Below are 25931 nucleotides of genomic sequence, written 5' to 3'. Positions count from 1 at the left end.
CTGGGGTCGCCTTGCTGCGTTTTGTCTCTGGCCGGTTCAATACCGCTCTGTGTGCTCAAGCCAGCTGCCTTGCCTCACTGCCCGCCAACACCTGCAACTGCACCAGCCCCAGTCGCCGGGCCAGCGGCTGCAACAGCTCGCTGTGCTCCGCGTCATCTGGCAGCCAGTAACGGACAGGCCAGCCGGCCGCCAGCTGGGCCGGGGTGGTGCTGCCAATGTCTCTGAGCGCCAGGGCGCAACCCTGCTGCCGCAATCCCGCCAGCAAGTCTGCATCCGGCTGCAGCGCCGGCACCAGCAGCACCCGCGGTGTGCGGGATGCAGCCGGCAGATAGGCCACGACATGGGCCAGCTGGGCCTGGTTGTCGAGCGGAAGCAACAACGCCCGCCCATCAGCATGCTGCGCGTCGTGCGTTTGCAGCAGCCGGGCCAGCACTGGCCCCAGCACGCCGCACTCCTGCAACCAGCGCATGGGACAGGGCGCCCCCTGCTCACGCCAGTAGAGCGTCATTTGCCACAGGTCGTTGCCCTGCCCGTCCGTCAGTCCCTGCAACGCCACTCGCAGCGGTGCTGATTCCCGCCCGGCCAGCCAGTCGCGCAGCTGATGAAGCTGATGCTGGCTCAACTGCAACTGTTGCAGCATGGCCGGCTCAAACCAGCAGATATCCCCTTCCTGGCTGCGTTTGGCCTGATTGAGGGCCAGGATGGCCTGATCCAGCAGCCGGCCGGCATCTTGCTGCTCCGCCTTGGCCACCCCGAGCCGACAGGCCAGATCGAAGCTGCACTCCCGGGTCACGAACTCGAAATGGAGCAAATTCACCAGCTCATGAATGCGGGTTTCCAGCACGCCATCCGCGCTGGTCAACACCACCGCGAACTCGTCACCGCCGAGCCGGTAGGCGTGGCCACCGTGGGCCTGCTGCAGCTTGTCGGCCACCGTCTGCAACAGCCGATCACCGACCTGATAACCGAACAGATCATTGACCTGCTTGAAGCGCTTGAGATCGAGCACCACCAGGGCGCTCGCCTCGCCGGCATGCAGGGCGCGGGAGAGCTGCTCCTGCAGGGCACGGCGGTTGCCAAGCCGGGTCAGGGGATCGAGCAGGGCGAGCCGGCGATTCGCCAGGTTGGCGCGAATGAGGGCGGCCACCAGGGCGCCGCCGGTCAGCAACAGGATCAGTTGCCAGATCTGCAGCCAGAACAGGCTGCTGCGGATCTGGCTGACCGAACGCTCCCGCTCCTGGCCGGAGAGGATCTGATCCCCAATCTGCTCGATGAGGTGGGTCTGGCTGGCGATCGCCTCCTGCAAGCGAGCAAGCTCGGCCCCCTCGCGCAGGGCACCGGCCTCCATCTGGGGTTCGAGCTGCTTGATCTGCTCGAACAGTCCGGCCAGCGCCTTGCCGAGCCCGTGCCGCTGGCGCGCCTCGGCGGTTTCGCTGCTGATGAGAAAAATGTCGAGCCGGTTCCACAGCAGATCGTAATCCAGGCTCAGGGTCTCCATTCCCAACCTGCCGGCCCGGTAGAGCTGCAGGTCGTAGAGGAAACGCTGGGATTCGAGCATCACCTGGCTGATGTTCCAGTGGATATTGCGGTAGAAGGTATCGACCAGCTGCTCCTGGCGATGCTGCAGATAGAGGCTGCTGCCCGAGGAGAGCAGAAACAGCAGCGACACCGCAACCAACAGCAGTTTGTGGCGGGATAGCCCCATCAATCGACGATCTCGATGCGGGTTACCTGCCACACCATGCAGTTGTGGATGGCGGGCACGTCCAGCTTGGGATAGGTGGTGAACGGAATGAGCAGCCAGAGCGGGCCCTTGTTGCGCCGGGTCAGCGGCTTGCCGTCCTCCTGGCGCACCAGGGTCAGCGGCACGCCGTCGAACAGGGCCAGATCCACCACCTGCTGATAGCCGTTGAGGGCCGAAACGGCGATCTTGCGGGCATCCAGGATCCCTTGCGCCGCCAGCACGGCCGTCAGGGTCGGCCCGCGATAGTGGTGGGCGCCCTGGGTCCAGGGGGTGGTGGTAGTGAATTCGGTCTGCGGCAGGGCGGAGAGGGCCGCCTCATCGAGGGTCACTTGCTGGCCACCTGGCAGCACCAGGGTCATCAGGGGGATCGAGGCCGATGCGCCGGCACTGGCCAGCATCAGAAGGAAAAAAGCGATCCATTGCTTTACTGCGGTCATGGTAATTTGCGCCAACTGCGTCCCATTTTTTGTGGCTGCCAGTGTGGCGATTTCACCGGTTCATTGCAACTGTCCAGTCGCACAATAGCTCAGGGACCGCGCATCTCCATCCAGTTGTGGCCCTCGATCTGCGCCGGCTGGTGGACACCGCAACTTTGCAGCAGCTCATCCACGTAGGCCGGCACCAGCAACGAGGCCGGACCGTAGCGCTTCTCGTCAAACTGGCTGCCCACTTCGCTCGGTTCGAGGTTGAGCTCGATGGTGTGGGCCCCGTTCAATCCCGCCTCGTGCACGAAACCGGCCGCCGGATAAACGGCGCCCGAGGTACCGATGGAGATGAACAGATCGCACTGTGCCAGCGCGCTGTAGATGCGGTCAAGCCCAAGCGGCATCTCGCCGAACCAGACCACGTGCGGGCGCAGCGGCTGGGGAAACTGGCAGCAGGTGCACAGCTCCTCCTGCTGCAGATCGCCGCGCCACTCGATCACCTGGCCCGAGCCCGGGCAGCGCGCCTTGAGCAGCTCCCCGTGCATGTGAATGAGGTTCTTGCTGCCGGCACTCTCGTGCAGGTTGTCGATGTTCTGGGTCACCAGAGTGACGCAGCCCGGCAGCAGGCGCTCGAGCCGGGCCAGCGCATAGTGAGCCGGGTTGGGGTGAATGTGGGGTTGTTGCAGCTGGTGGCGGCGGGAGTTGTAAAAACCCTGCACCAGGGCGGGATCCCGTGCGTAGCCCTCCGGCGTCGCCACGTCTTCGACCCTGTGCTCTTCCCACAGACCGTCACAGGCGCGAAAGGTCTTGATGCCCGACTCGGCCGATATCCCGGCACCGGTAAGAATGACGATGTGTTTCGCTGACTGCACCATGACTGACTCCCTCTGACGACCTCTCTGGCTGACCTTAGCACAGGGTGAAAAACCGGCCTATTCGCCCTTGGTCTTATGACGCGGTTACAGGGTATCGAGCACACTCAGATCGAGTCGCACGAACACCAGCTCCCGCCCCGTCACCAGGGTGAGCGGTAAGCCCAGCCCGCGCAGCAGCGCCAGCATGGGGCGATTCTGGGGCAGCACCTCCGCCGTCCACTCGCGAATGCCTTCGGCGCGCGCCAGCAAGGCCAGCGCCAGCAGGATGCGCCGCCCTGCGCCCCGGTGCTGGAAGTGATCGGCGACGATGCAGGAGAACTCGGCCCGATCCGGGTGCAGCCGCCGCCGGATGGACTGGGCCTGGGCCAGTGGTCGCCCCTGACCATCGCTCAGCAGCAGCCCGATCTGCTGCTCCTTGGGATAATCGAGGAAGAAGGCGAGCTGCTCGTCACTCGGGATCTGCTTGGCGCGCATGAAACGCAGGTAGACGCTCTGTTCACTGAGCTCGCCATAGGCGGCCCTGATCCGCTCGGGATCGGCTCCCGCCAGCTCCTGCAAGCGGCAGGGAATGCCCCCCACCTCCATCATCAGCGGCAGGGCTGCCCGCGAATGAGGATGCAGCCAACCGGCCAGGGCGCGCCGCAACCGGGCCTCGTCCGGTGGCCAGCAGAGATAGCGGGCCACCGTCTACCAGCGCCCCGCCACGCCCTGATCGCGCCACAGATTGCTGTCCAGCAGGTTGAAGGGATCGTCCAGATAGAGGGCGATCCCGAGCTCCCTGGCCCGGTTGATGAAGCGCCCCAGCAGGGAGTCCGGGGTCATGGCCTCCAGCCCGGGCAGCAGACTCTGTCCCAGCAGCAGGTGCTGCAGCGGCATCCGCTCCAGCAAGTCGAACGGGATGTGCTGATCGTTGTCCAGCAGCAGGGCCAGCTTGGCCCCCGCCAGACTGGCCTGCAGCACCAGGGCAAAACGCTCCGCCTGGCTCAGCAGATGGTCGCGCCGGTGGATGAGCAGGGTGAGCTCGCCAGGCTCCCGGCCCTGCTGGACCAGCCACTCGCGTACCCGCTCCCAGCGTGGCGGCAAGCCGGTCACCGCCAGCCAGATGGGCAAGGGCGACGGGGGATCGGACAAGAGCCCGAGCAGCCCTTTCTCTTCCCCCTGCCAGGTGCGGATGGTGCGGCGCAGACCGCTCAAGCGGCGCTGACGCTGCGGCCCCAGATAGAGCGTCTTGAGCAGCCGCAGCAGATCGTCGGCCAGCAGCGGCTTGGCCAGGGCGGCCAGCACGTTGAAACCGGCGTCGTGCAGCAGGCGGCGAGCCCCGTCGATCAGGGTCTGATCGTGGGCCGAGAGCAGCACGATGGGCAAGCCACTGTGCTGATATTGGGGCTGGCTCATCAGCAGGCTGATGGCATCCTGCTCCACCAGACTGAGATCGCTCACCAGCAGCTTGACCTCGCCGCCGGCCAGTGCCTTGATGCAGGCGTTGCCATCCTGCACCCACTGACAGGGCACTCCCAGTCCCTTGATCTCCTGCTGGATGTGGGCCCCCTGAAACGGGTGATCCTCCAGCAGCAGCACCTGGGTCTGAGCCAGCCACTCCTGCCACGCCAGGTAGCGGCCATTGACCCCCGCCAGCCAGTCGTCGGTGAGGCGATAGACACCCTCGGCCTGCGCCGTCAGCTGCGGCAGATAGTCAGCCCCCACATGGGAGTCGGGATCGAACAGGGCGATGGCACCGGCGGCAAACAGCCCTTCCCACTGCCAGCAGGCATCGGGGCGGGTACGGCGCAAGGTGGCGAACTCGGGCAGCTCGACGGCCTTTGCCGTCCGATAGGCGACCCCGTCCAGGGCGTAGATGGTCACGGGGTGGAACAGGCGCTCGTCCGTCTCTTCCGAGTTCAGCAACGCCAGTAACTCTTCATCTGTGATGATCATGTCAGAGCCTCTCACGTAGTCGCCGGCACACCTCATCCAGAGCTTGCCGCAGCGGGGGTAGCAGGGGTTGCCGTGGATCCCGTTTCCACTGCTCGATCACCTGAACAAGCGGGGTGGCTCCCACCATTTTGGCGGCCCCCTTCATCTTGTGTAAAGCGGCTTCAAGCGCTATCTCATCCCCTTGTGTGACACAGCGCTCAATGTCGGCCAGATCCTGCCCGGTCGCATCCAGATAGAGGGGGATAAGCTCCGGCGCCAGCAGCGACACCTCCCGCGCTGCCCAGACCTCCCCTTCGGCCGGCAGGTCGCTTTGAGGGAGTGACTCGAGTGCGGGCGCCAGGTCGGGCTCGCCCAGGCCGCGCAGCAGGTTGGCCAGGTCTTTGAGCAGCAGCGGTTTGTCCAGATGCCCGCGACAACCACAGCTGGCCAGCTGCGCCGCCGCCTGCTCGCTGAGATCGGCGGTGATGACGTAGGTGGGCAAATGCTGCCAGCGCGGCGAGTCGCGCAGCTGGCGGCAGAGCTCGGCCCCGTCCATCACCGGCATCTGCAGGTCGGTCAACACCAGATCGACCGTTTCATGCTGCAGGATGTCGAGCGCCAGCTGGCCGTTGGCGGCGCTGATCACCCGGGCCCCCAGCTGGGTCAGCTGCATGCTGATCAACACCCGGTTCACCTCGTGATCTTCGACCAGCAGCACCCGCATCCCCTGCCCCGGCAGCGTGATCATGCCCTGGCTAGAGGGCACCAGCCTTGGCTGCATCAGACTCACCACCGAGCCCGGCACCCAGGGTTCCCCCTGCCAGTCCCAGTAGCGCAGCCCCTGCTCATCCAGCCGGACGCTCAATACCGGGCCGGCCGGATCGTCCTGCAAATCCAGCTCGCCCAGCCAGGGCAACAGATAGTCCCGCTCCGCCCCGCCAAGTTGCACATGCACGCTGGCCACCCTTGGCCGCCAGCGCGGCATCTCCTGCAGCAGCACCAGTGGCAGCGCACAGAGGAAACGGCTGCCGCCGGTCGGCCGCGGTTCGACCCGGATCTCGCCCCCCATCTGCTCCATCAGCTGGCGACAGATGGCAAGTCCGAGCCCGGTGCCCTGGGCCCGCGGCTGACCCACCTCCCCGCCCTGCTCAAAGGGCAGGAACAGCCGCGGCAGCAGCTCGGCACTGATGCCTGGTCCCTCGTCATCCACTCCGCACAACAGCTGGGAGCCAGCGCGGCGGGCCCACAGCACCACCTCGCCACGGGAGCTGAACTTGATGGCATTGGCCAGCAGGTTGTGCAGCACCTGCTGCACCCGGTGGGGATCCAGCTCCACCTGGGCGGGCAGTCGATGATCGAGATCCAGCCGCAACTGCAACCGCTTGGAGCGGGCCTTGGACCAGTGCACGGCCGCCACGTGCTCGCACAAATCCACCAGGTCGGTGGGTTGCAGCGAGAGCGCCAGCTGCCGGTTCTCGTTGCGACTGAAATCGAGCACGTCGTTGAGCAGGCCCAGCAGCTCGTCCCCCGCCTGGCGGACGTGGGCTAGTGCCGAGCGCTGCTCGGCATTGAGGGAGGTGTGGCTGAGCCACTCCAGCAACCCCAGAATGGCGTTCATGGGGGTACGAATTTCGTGGCTTACCGCCGCGAGGAAACGCCCCTTGGCCAGCACCGCCTGCTCGGCCCGCTCGTGAGAGGCCTGCAGCGCCTGCTCCTGCTCGACCCGGGTCGTCACATCCTGCACCACCCCGTACACCCGCCAGCCTTGCTCGGACTGGCTGCGCCCCCGGCCGTAGAACTGCAGCCAGCGGGTGCCCTTGCCCGGGTGCTCATAGCGCAGCGCGTAGGAAAAAGGCTGACCGGCCTGCAGCATCTCCAGCATGGGGGCCTTCATCTTGCGCCTGTCATGTTGATCCAGCCGGCCCAGCGCCTGACCGGGATTGCGGCGGATCTGCTGGCTGGCCAGCCCCAGCAGCTCGTAGCTGCCACGGCTGATGAACTCTACCTGGGCGATGCCTTCCCGCTGCAGCAGGAACTGGATCACCACCCCGGGCACCGTATTGGTCAATGCCCGCAGGCGGCGCTCGGCCTGGCGCAGCAAGCGGGTGCGCTCGCGCAGGGCGCTGATGTTGGAGAGCGCGATGAGATCCCCCGCCGGCGACTGCTTGCCAAGCTGAAGCGGGATCTGGGCATAGGAGTAAACCTGATCGCCCAGGGCCATCTCACCCTCGCCCCCCTGCAACTGGGCCTGCGGCAGGTGCAGCTCTGCCAGGTAGCGCGCCTCCAGCCGCTTGGCCTGCTTGTTGCGCTTGATGATCTCGCCCTGGTTGTCTCGCAGAAACACTGGCACCGGCAGCGCCTGGAACAGGGACTCCCTGAACTGGCTCTCCAGCGCCAGGGTCTGCTCCATCTCCTGACGCTGGCTCACTTCCCGGGCCAGCTGCTGGCGGGAGCGCCAGATCAGCCAGATGACGCCGGCACTGATCAACAGCGCCAACGACACCGACCCCAGCCAGATCCCGTAGCTGACCCCGGCTTGCTGGGTCAGCACCAGCCGGCGCCAACGCTGATTGAGATCGTCGTTCTGCTTGCTGGTGAAGGCCATCAGGCTCTGCTCCATCACCCCGGCGAGTCGCGGGCTATGGTGGCTGATGGCAAACCCCAGCCCGAAGCGTTGAGGTAGCTCCCTGATATCCAGTCCGTCCAGCTGGTTGTTGCGAAGCGGGTATTGCAGCTGGTAGAGCTCGGCCAGCATGGCGTCGGCCTCACCGCTTTGCACCGCCGCAAGCCCCTGCGCCAGGGTGTCGCTTTTGCGCCAATGATGTTCGCCACCCAGCCGGGCCAGCATCGCTTCGTCATAGAGGGTGGCGGGCACCACTATGTCGCCCTTCACCGCCGCCAGCGTGTCGAACGACTTCGCCTTGCGACTGACCAGGGCATAGCGATTGAGCGCCATGATGCGGGTGAAGTCGAAGGCATCGGTCAGCGCCGGCGTCTCCAGCAGGCCGGCCATCATGTCCGCCTCGCCGCTGCGCAGCTTGGCCAGCGCCTCTTCTTGGCTGGCGGTCGGGATCACGTGGAAGTTGAGGCCGGTCTGCTGGCTCACCTGCCGCAGTACGTCGGCGCTCCACCCCTTGAGCTCCCCCTGCTCATCGAGACCGCTGTAGGGCATGAAATCCGGGTTGACGACCAGCTTGATGGCACGGGAGGTGCCGACCAGCCAGGCCTGCTCCTTGTCGGTGAAGTGAAGCGGGTTGATGTCCTGCTCACCCTGCGCCAGATAACGGTCCAGGTCTTTGTAGAGGGCGCCGGGCGGCAGATAACGGATGGCGGTATCGATGAGCTCGCGCAGTTCCGGCTGGTCGCGCATCATCAGCCGGTAGCTCACCACCAGTTCATCGCTGCGCAGCCGGCGCAGCCGCAACCCCTGATCCGGGTATTCGCGCATCAGGTAGCGCAGTTGCAGGTAGTCACCGAGATAGGCGGTCCCCTTGCCGGCCGCCAGCGCCGCGTACCAGTTGTCCGCTTCGGTCAGGGGCAACTGGGTTGAGCGGGGATAAAGCGCCTTGAGCACCTCGTTCGCCTGCCAGATGGGGGAGACCAGGAAGGTCGCCCGCTCCAGATCGCCGCGATAGAGGATGGCGGATTCGGCCTCCAGCATGGCACGACTGAGCGCCATGCCTGGCAGGGCCTGCAACGAAGGGCCGACATTGGGAATGAGATCGCAGCGCCCCTCCTGCAAGCCACGCTGCACCGCCGACCAGTTGGGCAGCTTCTCATGCAGGAGCGGAAAAGGGAGCTGCTCTGCCAACCGCTCCATCTGATCGATCAGCAAGCCTCCCGACTCCTCGAGATAAGGCGGCCGGATCAGCGCCGGATAACAGATGGTCAGCGACTTGGTGGCATCGGCATACGCCTTGGCCGCCGGAGAGAGGGGGAGATCCATCGCCTGCAGTGGCGTAGCCAGCAGCAGGCCTAACAATAGGCTGGTTTTTCTCATGAAAAAATAAAAGCCAGGCGGCTGCCTGGCTTTTTGTCACTCGTTGGGCTCAACATTTTCGACCCTGGCCTTGAGCTTCTGACCAGGGCGGAAGGTGACCACCCGCCGGGCGCTGATAGGAATATCTTCGCCGGTTTTCGGGTTACGTCCAGGACGCTGGTTCTTCTCACGAAGATCAAAGTTACCGAAGCCTGAAATCTTGACTTGTTCACCACGCTCAAGCGCTTGTCTGATCTCTTCAAAGAAGGCTTCCACCATATCTTTGGCTTCACGCTTGCTCATCCCGAGCTGGGTGAACAGGTGCTCTGCAATGTCGGCTTTGGTAAGCGCCATAGATCAATCCCTCAAGGATGCATTCAACTCTTCACCAAGGGCCCGCACGACATTGTCTACGGTCTCGGCAATCTCTTTCTCCTCCAGGGTGCGCTGGGTGTCTTGCAGAACAAGACTGATGGCCAGGCTCTTCTTGTCCTCTGCCATGCCAGCACCCTGGTATACGTCAAACAAGTTTATTCCAACTACCTGATTTCCGCCAACTTTTTTAATTACTGCGAGGACGTCACCGGCCAAGACATGACGATCAACCACCACGGCGATGTCACGACGGTTGGCAGGGAACTTGGAAACCTCGGCAGCAACCGGCACCTTGGCCGGGGTCAGCTTGTCCAGCTCCAGCTCGAACATGACGGCGCGGCTCTTCAGACCCAGCTTCTTCTCGAGGCTCGGGTGGATCACGCCGATGTGGCCGATCACCACGCCATTGCGCAGGATGGCGGCGCTCTGGCCCGGGTGCAGGGCGCTGTGCTCGGCACGCTCGAAGCTGAAGGTGGCCCCTTCGGCGGTCAGATCCAGCACCGCTTCCAGATCCCCTTTCAGATCAAAGAAGTCGGCAGCGCGGCTCTTGATGTCCCAGTGCTCGTCGCTCTGGTTGCCGGTGATGATGCCGGCCAGCATCGGCTCCTGACGGATGCCGTTCTCGGCATTCTCGTCCTTGATGAAGCGCAGGCCCTGTTCGAACAGGCGCACCCGCGGCTGTTGACGGTTCTGGTTGTAAACCACCGCCTGCACCAGACCCGGGAACAGAGAGACGCGCATGGCGGACATCTCGACCGAAATCGGGTTCGGCAGCACGATGGCATCGCTCTGCGGGAACAGGGTCTGCTGAGCCTTGGGATCGACGAAGCTGTAGGTGATCGCTTCCTGGAAGCCGCGATCAACCAGCAGGTCGCGCACGCGCTTCAAGGTCACCTGCCCTTCTGCCTGCTCCACCATCGCCAGAGAGGCGGCGGGTTTGAGGTTCGGGATGTTGTTGTAGCCGTAGATGCGGGCCACTTCCTCGATGAGGTCTTCCTCGATGGCGATATCGAAACGCCAGGAGGGGGCCAGCGCGGTCCAGCCGTCGGCTTCAATGGTTACCTGCATGCCCAGACGGGTCAGGATCTCGACCACCTGCGCATCTGCCACGCTGATACCGATCACCTTGTCGAGCTTGGCGCGGCGCAGCTTGATGGGGGCCGCTTTGGGCAGATGAGCATCGGATTTGACCTCGATGACCGGACCGGCTTCACCGCCGCACTCTCCGCCACAAATGTCCAGCAGCAGACGAGTGGCTCTGTCCATCACCTTGGCCTGCAGCTGCGGATCCACCCCGCGCTCGAAGCGGTGGGAAGAGTCGGTGTGCAGACCGTAGGCACGGGCACGGCCGGTGATGGAGAGCGGCGCGAAGAAGGCGCACTCCAGCAGGATGTCGGTAGTGGTCTCGGAAACGCCGGTGCGATCGCCGCCGAAGATACCGGCCATGCAGGCAGGACCTTTAGCATCGGCAATCACCAAAGTCGTCTCTTTGAGCTTCACTTCGTTGCCATCGAGCAGGGTCATGGGCTCATCGGCGTGGGCGCGGCGCACCACCAGTTCCCCTTCAAGCGTCGCCAAGTCGAAGGCGTGCATCGGCTGACCATATTCCAGCAGCAGGTAGTTGGTGATGTCGACGATGGCATCGATGGAACGAATGCCGCCACGGCGCAGCTTCTCCTGCATCCAGAGCGGGCTCTGGGCGTGCAGGTTCAGCCCCTTGATGACGCGGCCCAGATAACGGGGGCAATCGGCTGGCGCTTCAACCCGGATCGGGAAGCTGGCGTCGATGGTGGAAACAACCGGCGCCCAGGTCGGTTCGACCACGTCCACGCTATTGAGCACGCCGATTTCACGGGCCAGACCCGCGATGCCGAGGCAATCGGCACGGTTCGGGGTCAGATCCACGTCAATGCTGACGTCGTTGAGCGCGAGGTATTCGCGGATATCGGTGCCGATGGGCGCATCCAGCGGCAGCTCGATGATGCCATCGGCGTCGACGTCGATCCCCAGCTCGCTGAAAGAGCAGAGCATGCCGTGAGACGGCTGGCCGCGCAGCTTGGCTTTCTTGATGGTGAAATCACCCGGCAGAGTCGCCCCTACTTTAGCCACGCACACTTTCAGACCGGCGCGGCAGTTCGGCGCGCCGCAGACGATGTCCAGCAGCTCGGCTTCGCCCACGTTGACCTTGGTCACCCGCAGCTTGTCGGCGTCAGGATGCTGGGCGCACTCGACCACCTCACCCACCACCACGTTGTTGAACTGGCCGGCCACCGCTTCTACGGCGTCCACTTCCAGACCGGCCATGGTGATCTGCTCGGCCAGTGCGTTGTCACTCAACTCGGTGCGGACCCACTCCATCACCCAGGATTTACTGAATTTCATGTTCTCTCGCCCTTACTTGAACTGCTTGAGGAAGCGCAGATCGTTTTCGAAGAAGGCACGCAGGTCGTTGACCCCGTAACGCAGCATGGTCAGGCGCTCAACGCCCATGCCGAAGGCAAAGCCGGAGTATTTTTCCGGATCGATGCCGACCGAACGCAGCACGTTCGGGTGCACCATGCCGCAGCCCAACACTTCCAGCCACTTGCCATTCTTGCCCATCACGTCCACTTCGGCGCTCGGCTCGGTGAACGGGAAATAGGAAGGACGGAAGCGAATGGTCAGATCTTCCTCGAAGTAGTTGCGCAGGAAGTCGTGCAGAATTCCCTTCAGCTCGGTAAAGCTGGCATGCTCATCAACCAGCAGACCTTCAACCTGATGGAACATCGGGGTATGGGTCATGTCGTAGTCGTTACGATAGACGCGGCCCGGTGCAATGATGCGGATCGGCGGCTGCTGATGTTCCATGGTACGGATCTGCACACCGGAGGTGTGGGTACGCAGCATCAGATCAGGATTGAAGTAGAAGGTATCGTGATCGGTACGTGCCGGATGGTGAGCCGGAATATTCAGCGCATCGAAGTTGTGGAAGCCATCTTCAATCTCGGGACCACGGGCAACCTTGAAGCCCATCTCGCCAAACAGACGCTCGATGCGCTCGATGGTGCGGGTCACCGGGTGCAGACCGCCATTCTCGATGCGGCGGCCCGGCAGGCTGACGTCGATGGTCTCGGCGGCCAGTTTCTGGTTCAGCACGGCGATTTCGAGGGCTTCACGACGCTCGTTCAGGGCATCCTGAACCTGCTGTTTGGCCTGGTTGATCACGGCGCCCGCGGCGGGACGCTCTTCAGCGGACAGGGCGCCCAAGCCCTTCATCTGCTCGGTAAAAAAGCCCTTTTTACCCAGATATTTGACCCGGATTTCGTCAAGGGCGGCGATGTCGCTTACGCCCTCAATTTCGGCCCTGGCTTGGCCGACTACTTCTTCAAGCTGTTGCATGTCTTCCTCGTCACCACTCCCGGTACAGGAGCCTTTAGGCTAAATAAGGTCAAGAGGGGAATAATACAAAAAAAGCCCCTTCACTGACCATAGTTAAGGTGCCCTTTTCTCCCTAGAAATCATTTTGTTATCAAGTAGGGCTTCGAGCCGGACCGGCTTCTTCTTCGTGATTGGCTATACAATTTTAGTTTGATGGCATATGTAGCCATATGCCTAGCTATCATGATGGTCGAGTCATCACTACCTGCAGACGGTAAATGACAGACAACAAAAAAGGAGGCCTGAGCCTCCTTTTAGCATTTATAACAGAACCGGATTAGACCAGAGCTGCTTTGGCCTTTTCAACCAGGGCGGTGAAAGCCAGCTTGTCGTGAACGGCGATATCGGACAGGATCTTGCGATCAATCTCGATGGAAGCCTTCTTCAGACCGTTGATCAGACGGCTGTAGGACAGACCGTTCTGACGGGCTGCTGCGTTGATACGAGCAATCCACAGTTGACGGAACTGACGCTTTTTCTGGCGACGGTCACGGTAGGCATACTGACCAGCTTTGGTTACCGCTTGTACCGCTACGCGGTAGACACGGGAACGGGCGCCGTAGTAACCCTTGGCGGCTTTCATTACTTTCTTGTGACGAGCGCGAGCGGTCACACCACGTTTAACTCTTGGCATTTTTCACATCCCCCCTTATGCGTACGGCAGACAAGCGACAACACGTTTGTGGTCGGCAGCGGAAACAAAGAACTTCGGTCCCAGCTGACGCTTACGCTTACTGCTCTTCTTGGTCAGGATGTGACGCAGGTGGTTGTGCTTGCACTTGAAGCGACCTGAGCCAGTCTTCTTGAAGCGCTTTGCGGCGCCCCGGTTGGTTTTCATCTTCGGCATTTCATACTCCGCATTGTGAGTGACAACAAAATCGCAAGGCGAACAGACTCATGGGGCTGGCCCCATGAGTCAATTTCTTGTGGGCCTTAAGATTTCTTCTTAGGTGCGAGGACCATCACAGCTTGACGGCCTTCGACTTTCGGGAACGATTCGACTACGGCCAGCTCTTCCAGATCGTTCTTGACGCGCTCCAGAACCTTGATACCAAGTTCCTGGTGGGCCATTTCACGACCACGGAAGCGCAGGGTGACCTTTGCCTTGTCCCCGTCTTCCAGAAAGCGAACCAGGTTGCGTAGTTTTACCTGATAGTCGCCTTCGTCGGTGCCAGGACGGAATTTGATTTCCTTGACCTGGACGACTTTCTGCTTTTTCTTCTGTTCTTTGGTGGTCTTGCTCTTTTCGTAGAGGAATTTGCCGTAATCCATGATCCGGCAAACGGGCGGCTCAGCGTTCGGACTGATCTCGACCAGATCCACTCCGGCCTCAAGGGCCAAGTTCAGGGCATCCTGGATGGAGGTGATGCCAATGGCTTCACCATCCAGACCAGTCAGACGAACTTCTTTCAGACGGATCTCTTCGTTGATCCGGTGAGCGCGGGCTTGCGGTTGCTTGCCCAGTTTTTTTCCGCCTTTTATAGCTTATTCCTCCACTTTCTTTTGTCCGCGGGTCTGAACTTCCTGGGTCAACAGAGCAATCAGCTCTTCAACAGGATAAGTGCCCAGGTCAGCCCCTTTACGAGTACGCACTGCAATCTTGCCGGCTTCTACTTCTTTATCGCCGCAGACCAGCATGAAGGGTACTCGCTTCAAAGTATGCTCGCGGATTTTAAAGCCAATCTTCTCATTTCTCAAGTCCGCTTTTGCGCGAAGGCCCGCATCATTCAATGCTTTGGCTACTTTCACTGCATAATCGGCCTGATTGTCGGTGATATTCATGACCACGGCTTGGGTCGGTGCCAGCCAGGTCGGGAACAGTCCGGCGTACTCTTCAGTCAGGATCCCGATGAAACGCTCCAGCGAGCCCAGAATGGCGCGGTGGATCATCACGGGAACATGACGTTCGTTGTCTTCGCCCACGTAGGTGGCGCCCAGACGGCCCGGCAGGGCAAAATCGAGCTGCACGGTACCACATTGCCACGCACGATCAAGGCAATCGTGCAGGGTAAATTCGATCTTGGGACCGTAAAACGCCCCCTCACCCGGCTGCAGATCGTACTTCAGACCGTTCAGCACCAGGGCTTCAGCCAGCGCGGCCTCGGCGCGATCCCAGGCTTCATCGGAGCCGATACGCTGTTCCGGACGAGTGGAGAGCTTGACCACGATATTCTCGAAGCCGAAGGTGCCATAGACGTCGTAGACCATGCGGATACAGGCCGACACCTCTTCCATGATCTGCTCTTCGGTACAGAAGATGTGCGCATCATCCTGGGTAAAACCACGTACCCGCATCAGGCCGTGCAGGGAGCCTGACGGCTCGTTGCGGTGGCAGGAGCCGAACTCGGCCATGCGCAGCGGCAGATCGCGGTAGGATTTCAGACCCTGGTTGAAGATCTGCACGTGACCCGGGCAGTTCATCGGCTTGATGGCGTACTCGCGGTTCTCGGACTGGGTGGTGAACATGGCCTGGGCGTATTTCTCCCAGTGACCTGAACGCTCCCACAGCACGCGATCCATCATGAAGGGGCCTTTCACCTCCTGATAGTCGTACTCTTTGAGCTTGCCGCGGATGAAGGTTTCCAGCTCACGGAAGATGGTCCAGCCATCGTTGTGCCAGAACACCATGCCGGGCGCTTCTTCCTGCATGTGATACAGGTCGAGCTGCTTGCCGATCTTGCGGTGGTCGCGCTTGGCGGCCTCTTCGAGGCGCTGCAGGTAAGACTTGAGCTGCTTCTTGTCGGCCCAGGCGGTGCCGTAGATGCGCTGCAGCATCTTGTTGTTGGAGTCGCCGCGCCAGTAGGCGCCGGACATCTTCTGCAACTTGAAGTGGTGGCAGTGACGCATGTTGGGTACGTGCGGGCCGCGACACATGTCGATGTACTCTTCGTGATGATACAGACCGGGCTGGTCATCACGGGCAATGTTCTGATCCAGGATCTCGACCTTGTAGGTCTCGCCACGGGCTTCGAACACGTCACGTGCTTCCTGCCAGGAGACCTTCTTCTTGATGACGTCGTAATCCTTGGCGGCCAGCGCCAGCATGCGCTCTTCCAGCGCCGCCAGATCTTCGTCGGTCAGGGTACGATCGAGATCGATGTCGTAGTAGAAACCGTTGTCGATGACGGGACCGATGGCCATCTTGGTCTGGGGCCAGAGTTGCTTGATGGCATGACCCAGCAGGTGAGCACAGGAGTGGCGCAGGATGTCCAGACCTTCTTCGTCTTTGGCGGTGATGATGGCCAGGGAGGCATCGGCTTCGATCAGCTCGCAGGCATCCACCAGTTCACCGTTTACCCGACCGGCAATGCACGCCTTGGCGAGACCGGGACCGATGTCCGCGGCCACATCCATGACGGAAACGGCGTGGGCAAATTGACGTTGGCTGCCATCAGGCAGAGTAATGATTGGCATTATGTGTTTCCTTATACAGTGGTGCCCCCTACCAAAGGGCACATGCGGGATGGAAAGATTCATTCAAAAATGGGTGATGTTCTGGCTCTCCACAGCACTTTGCGAAGGCGCCCTGCGATGCAAACAACCCGTTCAACGTCGCAAGACAAACCAAAAACCGGACCATGCTACCAGAAGTAGGCGGGGCTGTATCGGGTTTGCTGAGGTTTTCTACAGTCAGATGAAGTGCTTGGCAGCTATTCCCCCAGCAGGGACTGCCAGTTGAAGTCGAATGTTGAACTCCCCTCCTGCGCCAGTTCCAGCTCCTGCAGCACCTTGAGCGCCAGCTGATTGCCCTGCTTGGCGGCCTGATAGAGCCACTCCTTGGCACGGGGCAGATCGACCCGCCCGCTGACCCCCATCAGATGCAGCACGCCTACCTTCAACATGGCGGGGACATCGCCGTTCTTGGCTGCCAGCTCCATCCAGTGAAACGCCTCGCGCAGATCCCGCTTCACCCCGGCCCCCCGCAGGTAGACCTCCCCGAGCCGGTATTGGCCGAAGGCATCCCCCGCCTGCGCCGCCTGACGATAGAGCGTGATGGCCCGGCTGATATCCTGCTCGCTCCCCTGCCCCACTTCATGGCTCCAGCCCATCAGCGCCTGGGCCCGTGGCTGGCCCTGCTCGGCCAGCGGCGACCAGATCCGGGTCGCCTCATCGAAGTGACCGGTGCGCCAGGCGCGATTGGCCGAGGCCAGCTCCTGCTCGGTGGAGAGCGGGATCAGACGCCAGATAACCAGCGCAATGACAGCGATGAAGAGCCAGCGGGAGGTGATGGGTGCCATGATGATTTCCGTGATCCAGTTCGCATTTCGTCTATGTAAACGAAATGTAGCGCCGCGATCAAGCAAGAGATCCCTTTGACATGCTTTTTATGGCCGGCTGGGTCGGCAGGGCTTGCATTCGGCAATGGGGGCCAGCATGATACCTGTATATATAAACAGTACCAGTAAGATGCGATGGCAGGTCGAGGCAGTTCCCACAATGTTGATCACCGTTTCAGCGGCCAGCGGGTCGATGCGGTCGACGACGGCTGGTCCCAACCCGAGTGGGAAGCGGCATTTGCCGCCAGCGATCCCCGCACCGAGGTGACGGAGATCAGCGCCCGCAGCATCATCAGTTACAACAGCTCTCCCGACGTCCCTTTCAGCCGCTCCATCAATCCCTATCAGGGCTGTGAGCACGGCTGCATCTATTGCTACGCCAGACCGAGCCACGCCTATCTCGAGCTCTCCCCCGGCCTCGACTTCGAGACCCGCTTGTTCGCCAAACTCAATGCCGCCGAGCTGCTGCGCCGGGAGTTTGCCAGACCCGCCTATCAGCCGCAGACCATAGTGCTGGGAGCCAATACCGACCCCTATCAACCCATCGAGCACCACTATCGCCTCACCCGCGAGCTGCTCGAGGTGATGCTGGCCCACCGCCATCCGGTCGGGATCATCACCAAGAGCGCCATGATATTGCGCGACCTCGATCTGCTGACGGAGCTGGCCCGGGAGGGGCTGTGCCAGGTGATGGTGTCGGTCACCACCTTGAATGAGACATTGCGGCGACAGCTGGAGCCAAGAGCCAGCACCGGGGCCGGCCGGCTCAAGGTGGTGGAGAAACTGGCCGGCGCCGGCGTGCCGGTCGGCGTGCTGGCGGCGCCCATGATCCCGCGGCTCAACGAGCCCGAGCTCGAGCAGATCATCAAAGGCGCTGCCGAGGCCGGCGCCCATTGCGCCGACTATATCCTGCTGCGACTGCCCCACGAGCTGGCGCCGCTGTTCAGTGACTGGCTTGATGAGCACTATCCCGGCCAGAAGGAGGCGATCCTCAACCAGCTGCGAGCCAGCCGGGACGGAGCCCTCAACAGTCCCGCCTTCGGCAGCCGGATGCGGGGAGAGGGCCAGTTTGCCGATCTGCTGGCCCAGCGCTTTCGGTTGATCGCCAAGCGGCTCGGGCTCGGCAAGCGCCACTTTCAACTGCGCCAGGATGCCTTCATCCGCCCTGGCGAGCAGTTGCGGCTGTTCTAAGCGCCCGTCAAGCCCGCCACGGGCAAAGCCTCAACCCCTTGGCCGCGACGCACTGGCCTTGCTACTGCGGGCAATCAACTCGGCGGGCAAACGGGCTGGCTCATGTGCCACCTCAGGTTCATGTTCACCTGTGCGCCCGTCCATCTCTGCCTCGCCCCATACCCGGCTCCACCAGATCTCCCACATTACCCAGCTGGTCATGACATGCTCCTGGCAGGCGTTGCCTGCGTCTATGGTGGTTACTCTCCAACGGGAGCAGCATGGCTGGCCGCCATGACAGAGCGATGACATTCACATGAAGGGGCCGTGTCGAGGTCATGCTCCCTTGGGAGCAGCCCTGGTAAGCGGGTAGTGCCCGTTCTTTCTGCCATGGCAGGCAAGCTCGGACAGAGGAAAAAGGAAGAGAAGGAAGATAACGGAGGACGCCAACAACAAGCGAGCCAATGAAAAGAGCGGCCATGAGGCCGCTCTTTGGTATCGGGTAAAGGAGAGCAATTATTCGTCGCCCGCTTCACCTGCATCGACAGCACCGGTGTCCGCTGCGGTATCGGTGCCTTCAGACACCTCCCCTTCAACGGCCAGCACTTCGTTTTCGTCTTCGTCGCTCTCGGCAACGCGCTGTAGACCGACCACGGTCTCGTCTTCACCGGTACGGATCAGACGCACACCGCCGGTGTTGCGGCCGATGACGCTCACCTCGGACACCCGGGTACGTACCAGGGTACCGCCGTTGGTGATCAGCATGATCTGGTCGGTATCTTCGACCTGGATCGCATCGATCACCTTGCCGTTGCGCTCGTCCACCTTGATGGAGATGACGCCCTGGGTACCACGGCTCTTGGTCGGGTACTCGTCGAGCGCGGTACGCTTGCCGTAACCGTTCTCGGTGGCGGTGAGGATGGCCCCGTCGCCACGCGGCACGATGAGGGACACCACCTTGTCACCGGCGCCCAGCTTGATACCGCGCACACCGGCAGCGGTACGACCCATGGGACGTACGCCCTTGAAGGTACCCTTGCTTTCGGTGCCTTCGCCGTTGTCGCTGCCATCATCGTCGTTGCCGGCGTCGTCGTCGGTGTCGACTTCGTCAGTGGCATCGGCATCAGCGCGACCGCTGCCTTCCGCGAAGCGAACAACCTTGCCCGCATCGGAGAACAGCATGATCTCGTTGCTGCCATCGGTGATGTCCACCCCGATCAGCTCATCACCCTCTTTGAGGTTGATGGCGCGGATGCCGGAGGAGAGCGGACGGCTGAAGTCGGACAGGCTGGTCTTCTTCACGGTACCGTTGGCGGTGGCAAAGAATACATACTTGTCGGCGTCATATTCTTTAACCGGCAGGATGGCGGTGATGCGCTCACCCTCATCCAGCGGCAACAGGTTGATGATCGGACGACCGCGGGCGCCACGGGACGCCTCCGGTAGCTGGTACACCTTGAGCCAGTAGACCTTGCCACGGGTGGAGAAGCACAGAATGGTGTCGTGGGTGTTGGCCACCAGCAGACGCTCCACAAAGTCCTCTTCCTTGATCCGGGTGGCCGACTTGCCACGACCACCGCGACGCTGGGCCTCGTAGTCGGAGAGCGGCTGATACTTCACGTAACCCTGGTGAGACAAGGTCACGACCACGTCTTCCGGGGTGATCAGATCTTCGATGTTGATCTCGGCACTGGACATGCTGATCTCGGTACGACGCTCGTCGCCGTACTGCTCGCGCACGGCCAGCAACTCGTCACGGATCACTTCCATCAACCGCACCGGGCTCGCCAGGATGAACAGCAGCTCGGCGATGAGATCCAGCAGAGATTGGTACTCTTCCAGGATCTTCTCGTGCTCGAGGCCGGTCAGCTTGTGCAGACGCAGGTCAAGGATGGCCTGGGCCTGCTGCTCGGTCAGGTAGTAGTGACCTTCGCGGATGCCGAACTCGGGTTCCAGCCACTCGGGGCGGGCCGCATCGTCACCGGCTTTCTCCAGCATGGAGGCCACGTTGCCGAGCTCCCAGCCACGGGCAACCAGGCCCGCTTTCGCATCGGCCGGGGTCGCGCTGTGGCGAATGAGTTCGATCACCGGGTCGATGTTGGCCAGCGCCACCGCCAGACCTTCCAAGATGTGCGCCCGATCCCGCGCCTTGCGCAGTTCGAACACGGTCCGGCGGGTCACCACTTCACGGCGGTGCAGCAGGAACGCATCCAGGATCTCTTTGAGGTTCATCACCTTGGGCTGGTTATTATCGAGCGCCACCATGTTGATGCCGAACGTGGTCTGCATCTGGGTGTGCTTGTAGAGATTGTTCAGCACAATCTCACCGGACTCGCCGCGCTTGATCTCGATAACGATGCGCATGCCGTCCTTGTCGGACTCATCGCGCAGGGCACTGATGCCCTCGATCTTCTTCTCTTTGACCAGCTCGGCGATCTTCTCGATCAGCCGCGCCTTGTTCACCTGATAGGGGATCTCGTGAACGATGATGGTCTCGCGACTGGTCTTCTCGTCCACCTCCACTTCGGCCTTGGCACGCACATAGACGGAGCCACGACCGGTACGGTACGCCTGCACGATGCCGGAACGACCGTTGATGATGCCACCGGTGGGGAAATCCGGGCCGGTGATGTAGGTCATCAGCTCGTCGATGGTGAGGTCGCCGTTCTCGATCAACGCCAGACAGCCGTTGACTATCTCGGTGAGGTTGTGAGGCGGAATGTTGGTCGCCATGCCCACCGCAATACCGGAGGAACCGTTGACCAGCAGGTTGGGAACCTTGGTGGGCATGACAGCCGGGATCATCTCGGTGCCGTCATAGTTCGGCACCCAGTCCACGGTCTCTTTGTCCAGATCGGCCAGCAGCTCATGGGAGATGCGGGCCATCCGCACTTCGGTGTAACGCATGGCGGCGGCGCTGTCGCCGTCGACCGAACCGAAGTTGCCCTGACCATCGACCAGCATGTAACGCATGGAGAAATCCTGCGCCATGCGAACAATGGTGTCATACACGGCACTGTCGCCGTGCGGGTGATATTTACCGATTACGTCACCGACCACACGGGCCGATTTTTTATAGGGCTTGTTCCAGTCGTTCCCCAGCTCGTTCATTGCATACAGAACGCGGCGGTGAACCGGTTTCAAGCCATCACGCACATCCGGCAGAGCTCGTCCTACGATCACGCTCATGGCGTAATCAAGATAGGAACTCTTGAGCTCTTCTTCGATGTTGACCGGCGTGATCTCTCTGGCCAGATCGCTCATAGAAAGCCTTAATCCCTAATTAGTTGTTCTTTGGCTTAAACAGCGCGACATGGTAACACACTGAGCCAAATACCTTAAGCCACAAATCCGGTAACAAGTCGGGCTGGTGTGACAAAGTCCGTCCGTTATAATGCCCGCCAGGACAACAGATTGCGCGCGCCCCACCCAGCCTGCGCGCCCTTGCCACAGGATCATCAAAAAATGCACAGTGATGCCAATGTCGATCTGACAGAAATTGCCAAATTCGAAGCCATCGCCTCCCGCTGGTGGGATATGGAGGGAGAGTTCAAGCCGCTGCACCAGATAAACCCGGTGCGCCTTGACTGGATCACCGACAAGAGCGGCGGCCTGTTTGGCAAGCGCATCCTCGACATCGGCTGCGGCGGCGGCATTCTCGCCGAAAGCATGGCCCGCCGGGGTGCCAAGGTCACCGGCATCGACATGGGCAAGGAGCCCCTCGGCGTCGCCCGCCTCCATGCCCTCGAGGCGGGCGTGGAGCTCGAGTATCGCCAGATCACCGCCGAGGCCCACGCCGATGAGGCCCCCGGCCAGTACGACGTGGTCACCTGCATGGAGATGCTGGAGCACGTGCCGGATCCCGCCTCCGTACTGCGCGCCATCGCCACCCTGGTGCGCCCGGGCGGCAAGGTGTTCGTCTCCACCATCAACCGCAACCCGAAAGCCTATCTGATGATGATCCTCGGCGCCGAGTACCTGATGAAGATGGTGCCCAAGGGTACCCACGACCACAAGAAGTTCATCACCCCCGCCGAACTGTGTCGCATGGGTGAAGCGGCAGGACTGCTGGTACGGGACATGAGCGGGGTGCACTACGCGCCGCTCTCCAACAGCTTCAAGCTCGGTCGCAACGTCGACGTCAACTACATGGTGGCGTTCGAGCGCCCGGAGCAAGGCTGATGACGACTCACTCTGCTGTGCCCCTTGGTTGCGTGCTGTTCGATCTGGACGGCACCCTGCTCGACACCGCGCCCGATCTGGGGGCCGCCGTCAACCACGTGCTGATAAGCGAAGGCTTTGCCCCCCTCTCTGACGACATCATCCGCCAGACCACCTCCCACGGGGCGCTCGGGCTGCTAAGGGCCGGTCTTGGTGACGAACTGCTGGAAGAGCTGGGCGCCACCCGCCTTCGCACCGCCCTGCTCGACTACTACGCCGCCAACCTCTGCGTCGGCACCCGCCCCTATGAAGGGATGGTGGATCTCATCGAGTGGCTCGACGAGAAGCAACTGCCCTGGGGCATCGTCACCAACAAGCCGGGCTTTCTCACCGAACCGCTGCTGGCGGCCCTGCCCGCGCTCGCCAGTTGCGGCGTCACCGTCAGCGCCGACACCCTGCCGGTGCGCAAGCCCGACCCCGCCCCCATGTACTTTGCCTGCGACCAGCTTGGCGTCGAGGCGAGCCACTGCCTTTATGTGGGAGATCACGTGCGCGACATCGAGGCCGGCCGCAACGCCGGCATGCGCACCGCCGTCGCCGGCTGGGGTTATCTCAATGACGACGAGGATCCGGCCCAGTGGGGCGCCGATCTGCACTTTGACACCGTGCAGGCCCTGCACCACTGGCTGCGCTACGAGCTGGGCTGAGATTGCCAGCCCGTGCCGGGCAACCCTGGTACAGGACGCAGGCAACAGAGATGGATAACAAAAGCAGCTTTGCCGCCAAAGGGTGGCCAGATGAGCACTGTTGATTGATCGCGGCAGTGCCTCGGTAGTCACCACGGGGGATCGCTGGCGATCCCCCGTTTGGGCGGTTTGACAAGCAGGGAAGCGGCGAGATCGGACACCTTTTGACCCTTGCTGCACAAGGGATAATCAGGCTGAATTTGCTAGTAAAAACACCCCCTTTTCGCAAGCAAAAAAAGTTATTTAAATTTTCCATGTTCGATCATCAGACTTGCATTTACCGGATCGGACGGATGAAAACCCACTCGCTGTGAGCGTCCACTAACACAGAGCGGAACACCCACAATTTATCCACAGCTAATCCCTTATCCACAGATTGCAAAGCCGAGCCGACCTCACTATCTTGTAGCTCGAAATCAAAATAACACTATATCTTGTGATTCATCGCACAATAGGTCCCCACCTCCCACGTCTCTCAAAGGCCTGGAGGCGGACGCCGTGCGATGGTTTTTCGGGAATCAACTAAAGGTCATCAGCCAATGAACTTGTTTGTGACGAAGCGTAACGGCCACAAAGAACCCATCGATCTGGATAAAATTCACCGCGTGCTCGACTGGGCTGCCGAGGGTCTCGACAACGTGTCGGTCTCCCAGGTGGAACTCAAGTCCCACATCCAGTTCTATGACGGCATCCGTACCGCCGATATCCACGAAACCGTCATCAAGGCCGCTGCTGACCTGATCTCCGAGCAAAGCCCGGACTACCAGTACATGGCCGCCCGCCTGGCCATCTTCCACCTGCGCAAGAAGGCCTACGGCCAGTTCGAGCCGCCCCACCTCTATCAGCACGTCGCCAAGCTGGTGGACATGGGCAAGTACGACAAGCACCTGCTGGAAGACTACAGCCAGGCCGAATTCGAGGAGCTGAACCAGCACCTTGATCACTGGCGCGACATGGACTTCTCCTACGCGGCGGTCAAGCAGCTGGAAGGCAAGTACCTGGTCCAGAACCGCGTCACCGGCGAAATCTATGAGAGCCCGCAGTTCCTCTACATCCTGGTAGCGGCCTGCCTCTTCTCCAAGTATCCGAAAGATACCCGTCTGGACTACATCAAGCGCTTCTATGATGCGGTCTCGACCTTCAAGATCTCGCTGCCGACCCCGATCATGAGCGGCGTGCGCACCCCGACCCGTCAGTTCAGCTCCTGCGTGCTGATCGAGTGCGACGACAGCCTGGATTCCATCAATGCCACCGCCAGCGCCATCGTGCGTTACGTGTCCCAGCGCGCTGGCATCGGCATCAACGCCGGCCGCATCCGTGGTCTGGGCAGCCCGATCCGTGGCGGCGAAGCGTTCCACACCGGCTGCATCCCCTTCTACAAGTACTTCCAGACTGCCGTGAAATGCTGCTCCCAGGGCGGCGTGCGCGGCGGTGCGGCCACCCTGTTCTACCCGCTGTGGCACACCGAAGTGGAGAGCCTGCTGGTACTGAAGAACAACCGCGGCGTGGAGGAGAACCGGGTCCGTCACATGGACTACGGCGTGCAGATCAACAAGCTGATGTACCAGCGCCTCATCAAGGGCGGCGACATCACATTGTTCTCCCCGTCCGATGCACCTGGCCTGTACGATGCCTTCTTCGCGGATCAGGACAAGTTCGAAGCGCTCTACGTCAAGTACGAGCAGGATCCGAGCATTCGCAAGAAGACCCTCAAGGCGGTCGATCTCTTCTCCCTGATGATGCAGGAGCGCGCCGGTACCGGTCGCATCTACATCCAGAACGTGGACCACTGCAACACCCACAGCCCGTTCGATCCGAGCGTGGCGCCGGTACGCCAGTCCAATCTCTGCCTCGAGATTGCGCTGCCTACCAAGCCGCTCAACAACGTGGATGACGAAGAGGGCGAGATCGCGCTCTGTACCCTGTCCGCCTTCAACCTGGGTGCCATCGAGAAGCTGGAAGATCTGGAAGAGATGGCCGATCTCGCCGTGCGCGCCCTGGATGCCCTGCTCGACTATCAGGACTACCCGCTCAAGGCCGCGATGAAGGGCAGCATGAACCGCCGTACCCTGGGGATCGGTGTCATCAACTACGCCTACTACCTGGCGAAGAACGGTGCCCGCTACTCCGACGGTTCCGGTCTGGCACTGACCCACCGCACCTTCGAGGCGATCCAGTACTATCTGTTGAAGGCTTCCGTGCAGCTGGCCCGCGAGTTCGGCCCCTGCCCGGCCTTCAACGAGACCACCTATGCCCAGGGGATCCTGCCCATCGATACCTATAAAAAGGATCTGGACAACCTGTGCAACGAGCCGCTGCACCTGGACTGGGAAGCGCTGCGCGAGGAGATCCGCACCGTGGGTCTGCGCAACTCCACCCTGACCGCCCTGATGCCGAGCGAGACCTCCAGCCAGATCTCCAACGCCACCAACGGCATCGAGCCGCCGCGCGGTCTGGTGTCGGTCAAGGCCTCCAAGGACGGCATCCTCAAGCAGGTGGTGCCCGAGTATGACCGCCTGAAGGATCAATACGAACTGCTCTGGAAGCAACCGAGCGTCGATGGTTACCTGCAGCTGGTCGGTATCATGCAGAAGTTTGTGGATCAGGCGATCTCCGCCAACACCAACTATGATCCCGCCCGTTTCGAAGGCAACAAGGTACCGATGAAGCAGCTGCTGAAGGACTTGCTGACCGCCTACAAATACGGCCTCAAGACCCTCTACTATCACAACACCCGTGATGGTGCGGACGATGCCCAGACCGATCTGCAAGATGACGGTTGTGCCGGCGGCGCCTGCAAGATCTGATGAACCGGGCGGGAGCATGAAGCTCCCGCCCTCCTGTATCC

General features: G+C 61.6%; 20 protein-coding genes. 4 read left to right on the top strand and 16 right to left on the bottom strand.

Annotated features, from left to right (window positions below; all coding sequences use genetic code 11):
- Positions 1-55: 55 nt before the first annotated feature.
- The 14 genes from E5E96_RS18135 to E5E96_RS18070 all read right to left on the bottom strand — a co-directional run bounded on the left by E5E96_RS18135 (position 56) and on the right by E5E96_RS18070 (position 16967).
- Positions 56-1705 carry a diguanylate cyclase gene (locus E5E96_RS18135; protein WP_171282768.1) on the bottom strand — a complete coding sequence of 550 codons (1650 nt, stop codon included), beginning with the start codon at positions 1703-1705 and terminating at the stop codon, positions 56-58.
- On the bottom strand, positions 1705-2181 hold the full coding sequence (locus E5E96_RS18130) for a hypothetical protein (RefSeq protein ID WP_171282767.1): 477 nt from the start codon (positions 2179-2181) through the stop codon (positions 1705-1707). The genes E5E96_RS18135 and E5E96_RS18130 overlap by 1 nt, the downstream gene beginning before the upstream one ends.
- A gap of 89 nt (positions 2182-2270) precedes the next feature.
- On the bottom strand, positions 2271-3044 hold the full coding sequence (cobB, locus tag E5E96_RS18125) for a Sir2 family NAD+-dependent deacetylase (protein WP_011706162.1): 774 nt from the start codon (positions 3042-3044) through the stop codon (positions 2271-2273).
- An 84-nt stretch (positions 3045-3128) separates the two neighbouring features.
- On the bottom strand, positions 3129-3728 hold the full coding sequence (locus E5E96_RS18120; RefSeq protein WP_171282766.1) for a GNAT family N-acetyltransferase: 600 nt from the start codon (positions 3726-3728) through the stop codon (positions 3129-3131).
- A 3-nt stretch (positions 3729-3731) separates the two neighbouring features.
- Positions 3732-4979, bottom strand: coding sequence for a response regulator (locus tag E5E96_RS18115; RefSeq protein ID WP_011706164.1), 1248 nt, complete (start codon positions 4977-4979; stop codon positions 3732-3734).
- 1 nt (position 4980) lies between these two features.
- Entirely contained in the window at positions 4981-8940 is a 3960-nt protein-coding gene (locus E5E96_RS18110; RefSeq protein WP_171283246.1) for a transporter substrate-binding domain-containing protein, read from the bottom strand.
- Positions 8941-8994: 54 nt separating this feature from the next.
- Complete coding sequence (gene ihfA / locus E5E96_RS18105; RefSeq protein ID WP_005300715.1) at positions 8995-9291, bottom strand: integration host factor subunit alpha; 297 nt, start codon at positions 9289-9291, stop codon at positions 8995-8997.
- A gap of 3 nt (positions 9292-9294) precedes the next feature.
- Positions 9295-11694 carry a phenylalanine--tRNA ligase subunit beta gene (gene pheT / locus E5E96_RS18100; RefSeq protein ID WP_171282765.1) on the bottom strand — a complete coding sequence of 800 codons (2400 nt, stop codon included), beginning with the start codon at positions 11692-11694 and terminating at the stop codon, positions 9295-9297.
- Between the two features lie 12 nt (positions 11695-11706).
- Positions 11707-12690, bottom strand: coding sequence for a phenylalanine--tRNA ligase subunit alpha (gene pheS, locus E5E96_RS18095; RefSeq protein ID WP_011706167.1), 984 nt, complete (start codon positions 12688-12690; stop codon positions 11707-11709).
- A gap of 316 nt (positions 12691-13006) precedes the next feature.
- On the bottom strand, positions 13007-13363 hold the full coding sequence (rplT, locus tag E5E96_RS18090; protein ID WP_005300683.1) for a 50S ribosomal protein L20: 357 nt from the start codon (positions 13361-13363) through the stop codon (positions 13007-13009).
- Between the two features lie 15 nt (positions 13364-13378).
- Positions 13379-13576, bottom strand: a complete 198-nt coding sequence (gene rpmI, locus E5E96_RS18085) for a 50S ribosomal protein L35 (RefSeq protein WP_005300673.1) — start codon at positions 13574-13576, stop codon at positions 13379-13381.
- 86 nt (positions 13577-13662) lie between these two features.
- Complete coding sequence (infC, locus tag E5E96_RS18080; RefSeq protein WP_208021905.1) at positions 13663-14193, bottom strand: translation initiation factor IF-3; 531 nt, start codon at positions 14191-14193, stop codon at positions 13663-13665.
- 21 nt (positions 14194-14214) lie between these two features.
- A complete protein-coding gene (gene thrS / locus E5E96_RS18075) occupies positions 14215-16143 on the bottom strand; it encodes a threonine--tRNA ligase (RefSeq protein ID WP_011706169.1) in 1929 nt (642 codons plus the stop codon).
- Between the two features lie 236 nt (positions 16144-16379).
- Positions 16380-16967, bottom strand: a complete 588-nt coding sequence (locus E5E96_RS18070; RefSeq protein WP_016350660.1) for a tetratricopeptide repeat protein — start codon at positions 16965-16967, stop codon at positions 16380-16382.
- Positions 16968-17141: 174 nt separating this feature from the next.
- Between E5E96_RS18070 and E5E96_RS18065 the strand changes: the two genes are divergently transcribed.
- On the top strand, positions 17142-18197 hold the full coding sequence (locus E5E96_RS18065; protein WP_171282764.1) for a PA0069 family radical SAM protein: 1056 nt from the start codon (positions 17142-17144) through the stop codon (positions 18195-18197).
- A gap of 30 nt (positions 18198-18227) precedes the next feature.
- Here E5E96_RS18065 and E5E96_RS18060 read toward each other — a convergent pair whose 3' ends face one another.
- A complete protein-coding gene (locus E5E96_RS18060) occupies positions 18228-18398 on the bottom strand; it encodes a hypothetical protein (RefSeq protein WP_171282763.1) in 171 nt (56 codons plus the stop codon).
- A 294-nt stretch (positions 18399-18692) separates the two neighbouring features.
- On the bottom strand, positions 18693-21440 hold the full coding sequence (gyrA, locus tag E5E96_RS18055) for a DNA topoisomerase (ATP-hydrolyzing) subunit A (RefSeq protein ID WP_011706172.1): 2748 nt from the start codon (positions 21438-21440) through the stop codon (positions 18693-18695).
- A 201-nt stretch (positions 21441-21641) separates the two neighbouring features.
- Here gyrA and ubiG point away from each other — a divergent pair, with 201 nt between their 5' ends.
- The 3 genes from ubiG to nrdA all read left to right on the top strand — a co-directional run bounded on the left by ubiG (position 21642) and on the right by nrdA (position 25890).
- Positions 21642-22358 carry a bifunctional 2-polyprenyl-6-hydroxyphenol methylase/3-demethylubiquinol 3-O-methyltransferase UbiG gene (ubiG, locus tag E5E96_RS18050; RefSeq protein ID WP_016350657.1) on the top strand — a complete coding sequence of 239 codons (717 nt, stop codon included), beginning with the start codon at positions 21642-21644 and terminating at the stop codon, positions 22356-22358.
- The gene (locus E5E96_RS18045; RefSeq protein ID WP_171282762.1) at positions 22358-23044 is read left to right on the top strand and encodes an HAD family hydrolase; all 687 of its coding nucleotides are present in this window, start codon (positions 22358-22360) and stop codon (positions 23042-23044) included. The genes ubiG and E5E96_RS18045 overlap by 1 nt, the downstream gene beginning before the upstream one ends.
- Positions 23045-23622: 578 nt before the next feature.
- Entirely contained in the window at positions 23623-25890 is a 2268-nt protein-coding gene (gene nrdA / locus E5E96_RS18040; RefSeq protein WP_016350655.1) for a class 1a ribonucleoside-diphosphate reductase subunit alpha, read from the top strand.
- Positions 25891-25931: the final 41 nt, after the last annotated feature.

The organism is Aeromonas sp. 1805 (assembly GCF_013085525.1).
Taxonomy (GTDB): Bacteria; Pseudomonadota; Gammaproteobacteria; order Enterobacterales; family Aeromonadaceae; genus Aeromonas; species Aeromonas hydrophila.
Note: the sequence above shows the minus strand (reverse complement) of the source record. Positions and strands in the feature narration are given on the sequence as shown.

What these genes read in the sequence shown, in the direction of transcription:
- gyrA (WP_011706172.1), bottom strand. Translation starts at nt 21,440, where the DNA reads ATGAGCGATCTGGCCAGAGAGATCACGCCGGTCAACATCGAAGAAGAG.
- nrdA (WP_016350655.1), top strand. Translation starts at nt 23,623, where the DNA reads ATGAACTTGTTTGTGACGAAGCGTAACGGCCACAAAGAACCCATCGAT.
- E5E96_RS18045 (WP_171282762.1), top strand. Translation starts at nt 22,358, where the DNA reads ATGACGACTCACTCTGCTGTGCCCCTTGGTTGCGTGCTGTTCGATCTG.
- ubiG (WP_016350657.1), top strand. Translation starts at nt 21,642, where the DNA reads ATGCACAGTGATGCCAATGTCGATCTGACAGAAATTGCCAAATTCGAA.
- cobB (WP_011706162.1), bottom strand. Translation starts at nt 3,044, where the DNA reads ATGGTGCAGTCAGCGAAACACATCGTCATTCTTACCGGTGCCGGGATA.
- E5E96_RS18060 (WP_171282763.1), bottom strand. Translation starts at nt 18,398, where the DNA reads ATGACCAGCTGGGTAATGTGGGAGATCTGGTGGAGCCGGGTATGGGGC.
- E5E96_RS18115 (WP_011706164.1), bottom strand. Translation starts at nt 4,979, where the DNA reads ATGATCATCACAGATGAAGAGTTACTGGCGTTGCTGAACTCGGAAGAG.
- E5E96_RS18130 (WP_171282767.1), bottom strand. Translation starts at nt 2,181, where the DNA reads ATGACCGCAGTAAAGCAATGGATCGCTTTTTTCCTTCTGATGCTGGCC.
- pheT (WP_171282765.1), bottom strand. Translation starts at nt 11,694, where the DNA reads ATGAAATTCAGTAAATCCTGGGTGATGGAGTGGGTCCGCACCGAGTTG.
- E5E96_RS18135 (WP_171282768.1), bottom strand. Translation starts at nt 1,705, where the DNA reads ATGGGGCTATCCCGCCACAAACTGCTGTTGGTTGCGGTGTCGCTGCTG.
- E5E96_RS18070 (WP_016350660.1), bottom strand. Translation starts at nt 16,967, where the DNA reads ATGGCACCCATCACCTCCCGCTGGCTCTTCATCGCTGTCATTGCGCTG.
- pheS (WP_011706167.1), bottom strand. Translation starts at nt 12,690, where the DNA reads ATGCAACAGCTTGAAGAAGTAGTCGGCCAAGCCAGGGCCGAAATTGAG.
- ihfA (WP_005300715.1), bottom strand. Translation starts at nt 9,291, where the DNA reads ATGGCGCTTACCAAAGCCGACATTGCAGAGCACCTGTTCACCCAGCTC.
- thrS (WP_011706169.1), bottom strand. Translation starts at nt 16,143, where the DNA reads ATGCCAATCATTACTCTGCCTGATGGCAGCCAACGTCAATTTGCCCAC.
- rplT (WP_005300683.1), bottom strand. Translation starts at nt 13,363, where the DNA reads ATGCCAAGAGTTAAACGTGGTGTGACCGCTCGCGCTCGTCACAAGAAA.
- rpmI (WP_005300673.1), bottom strand. Translation starts at nt 13,576, where the DNA reads ATGCCGAAGATGAAAACCAACCGGGGCGCCGCAAAGCGCTTCAAGAAG.
- E5E96_RS18065 (WP_171282764.1), top strand. Translation starts at nt 17,142, where the DNA reads ATGGCAGGTCGAGGCAGTTCCCACAATGTTGATCACCGTTTCAGCGGC.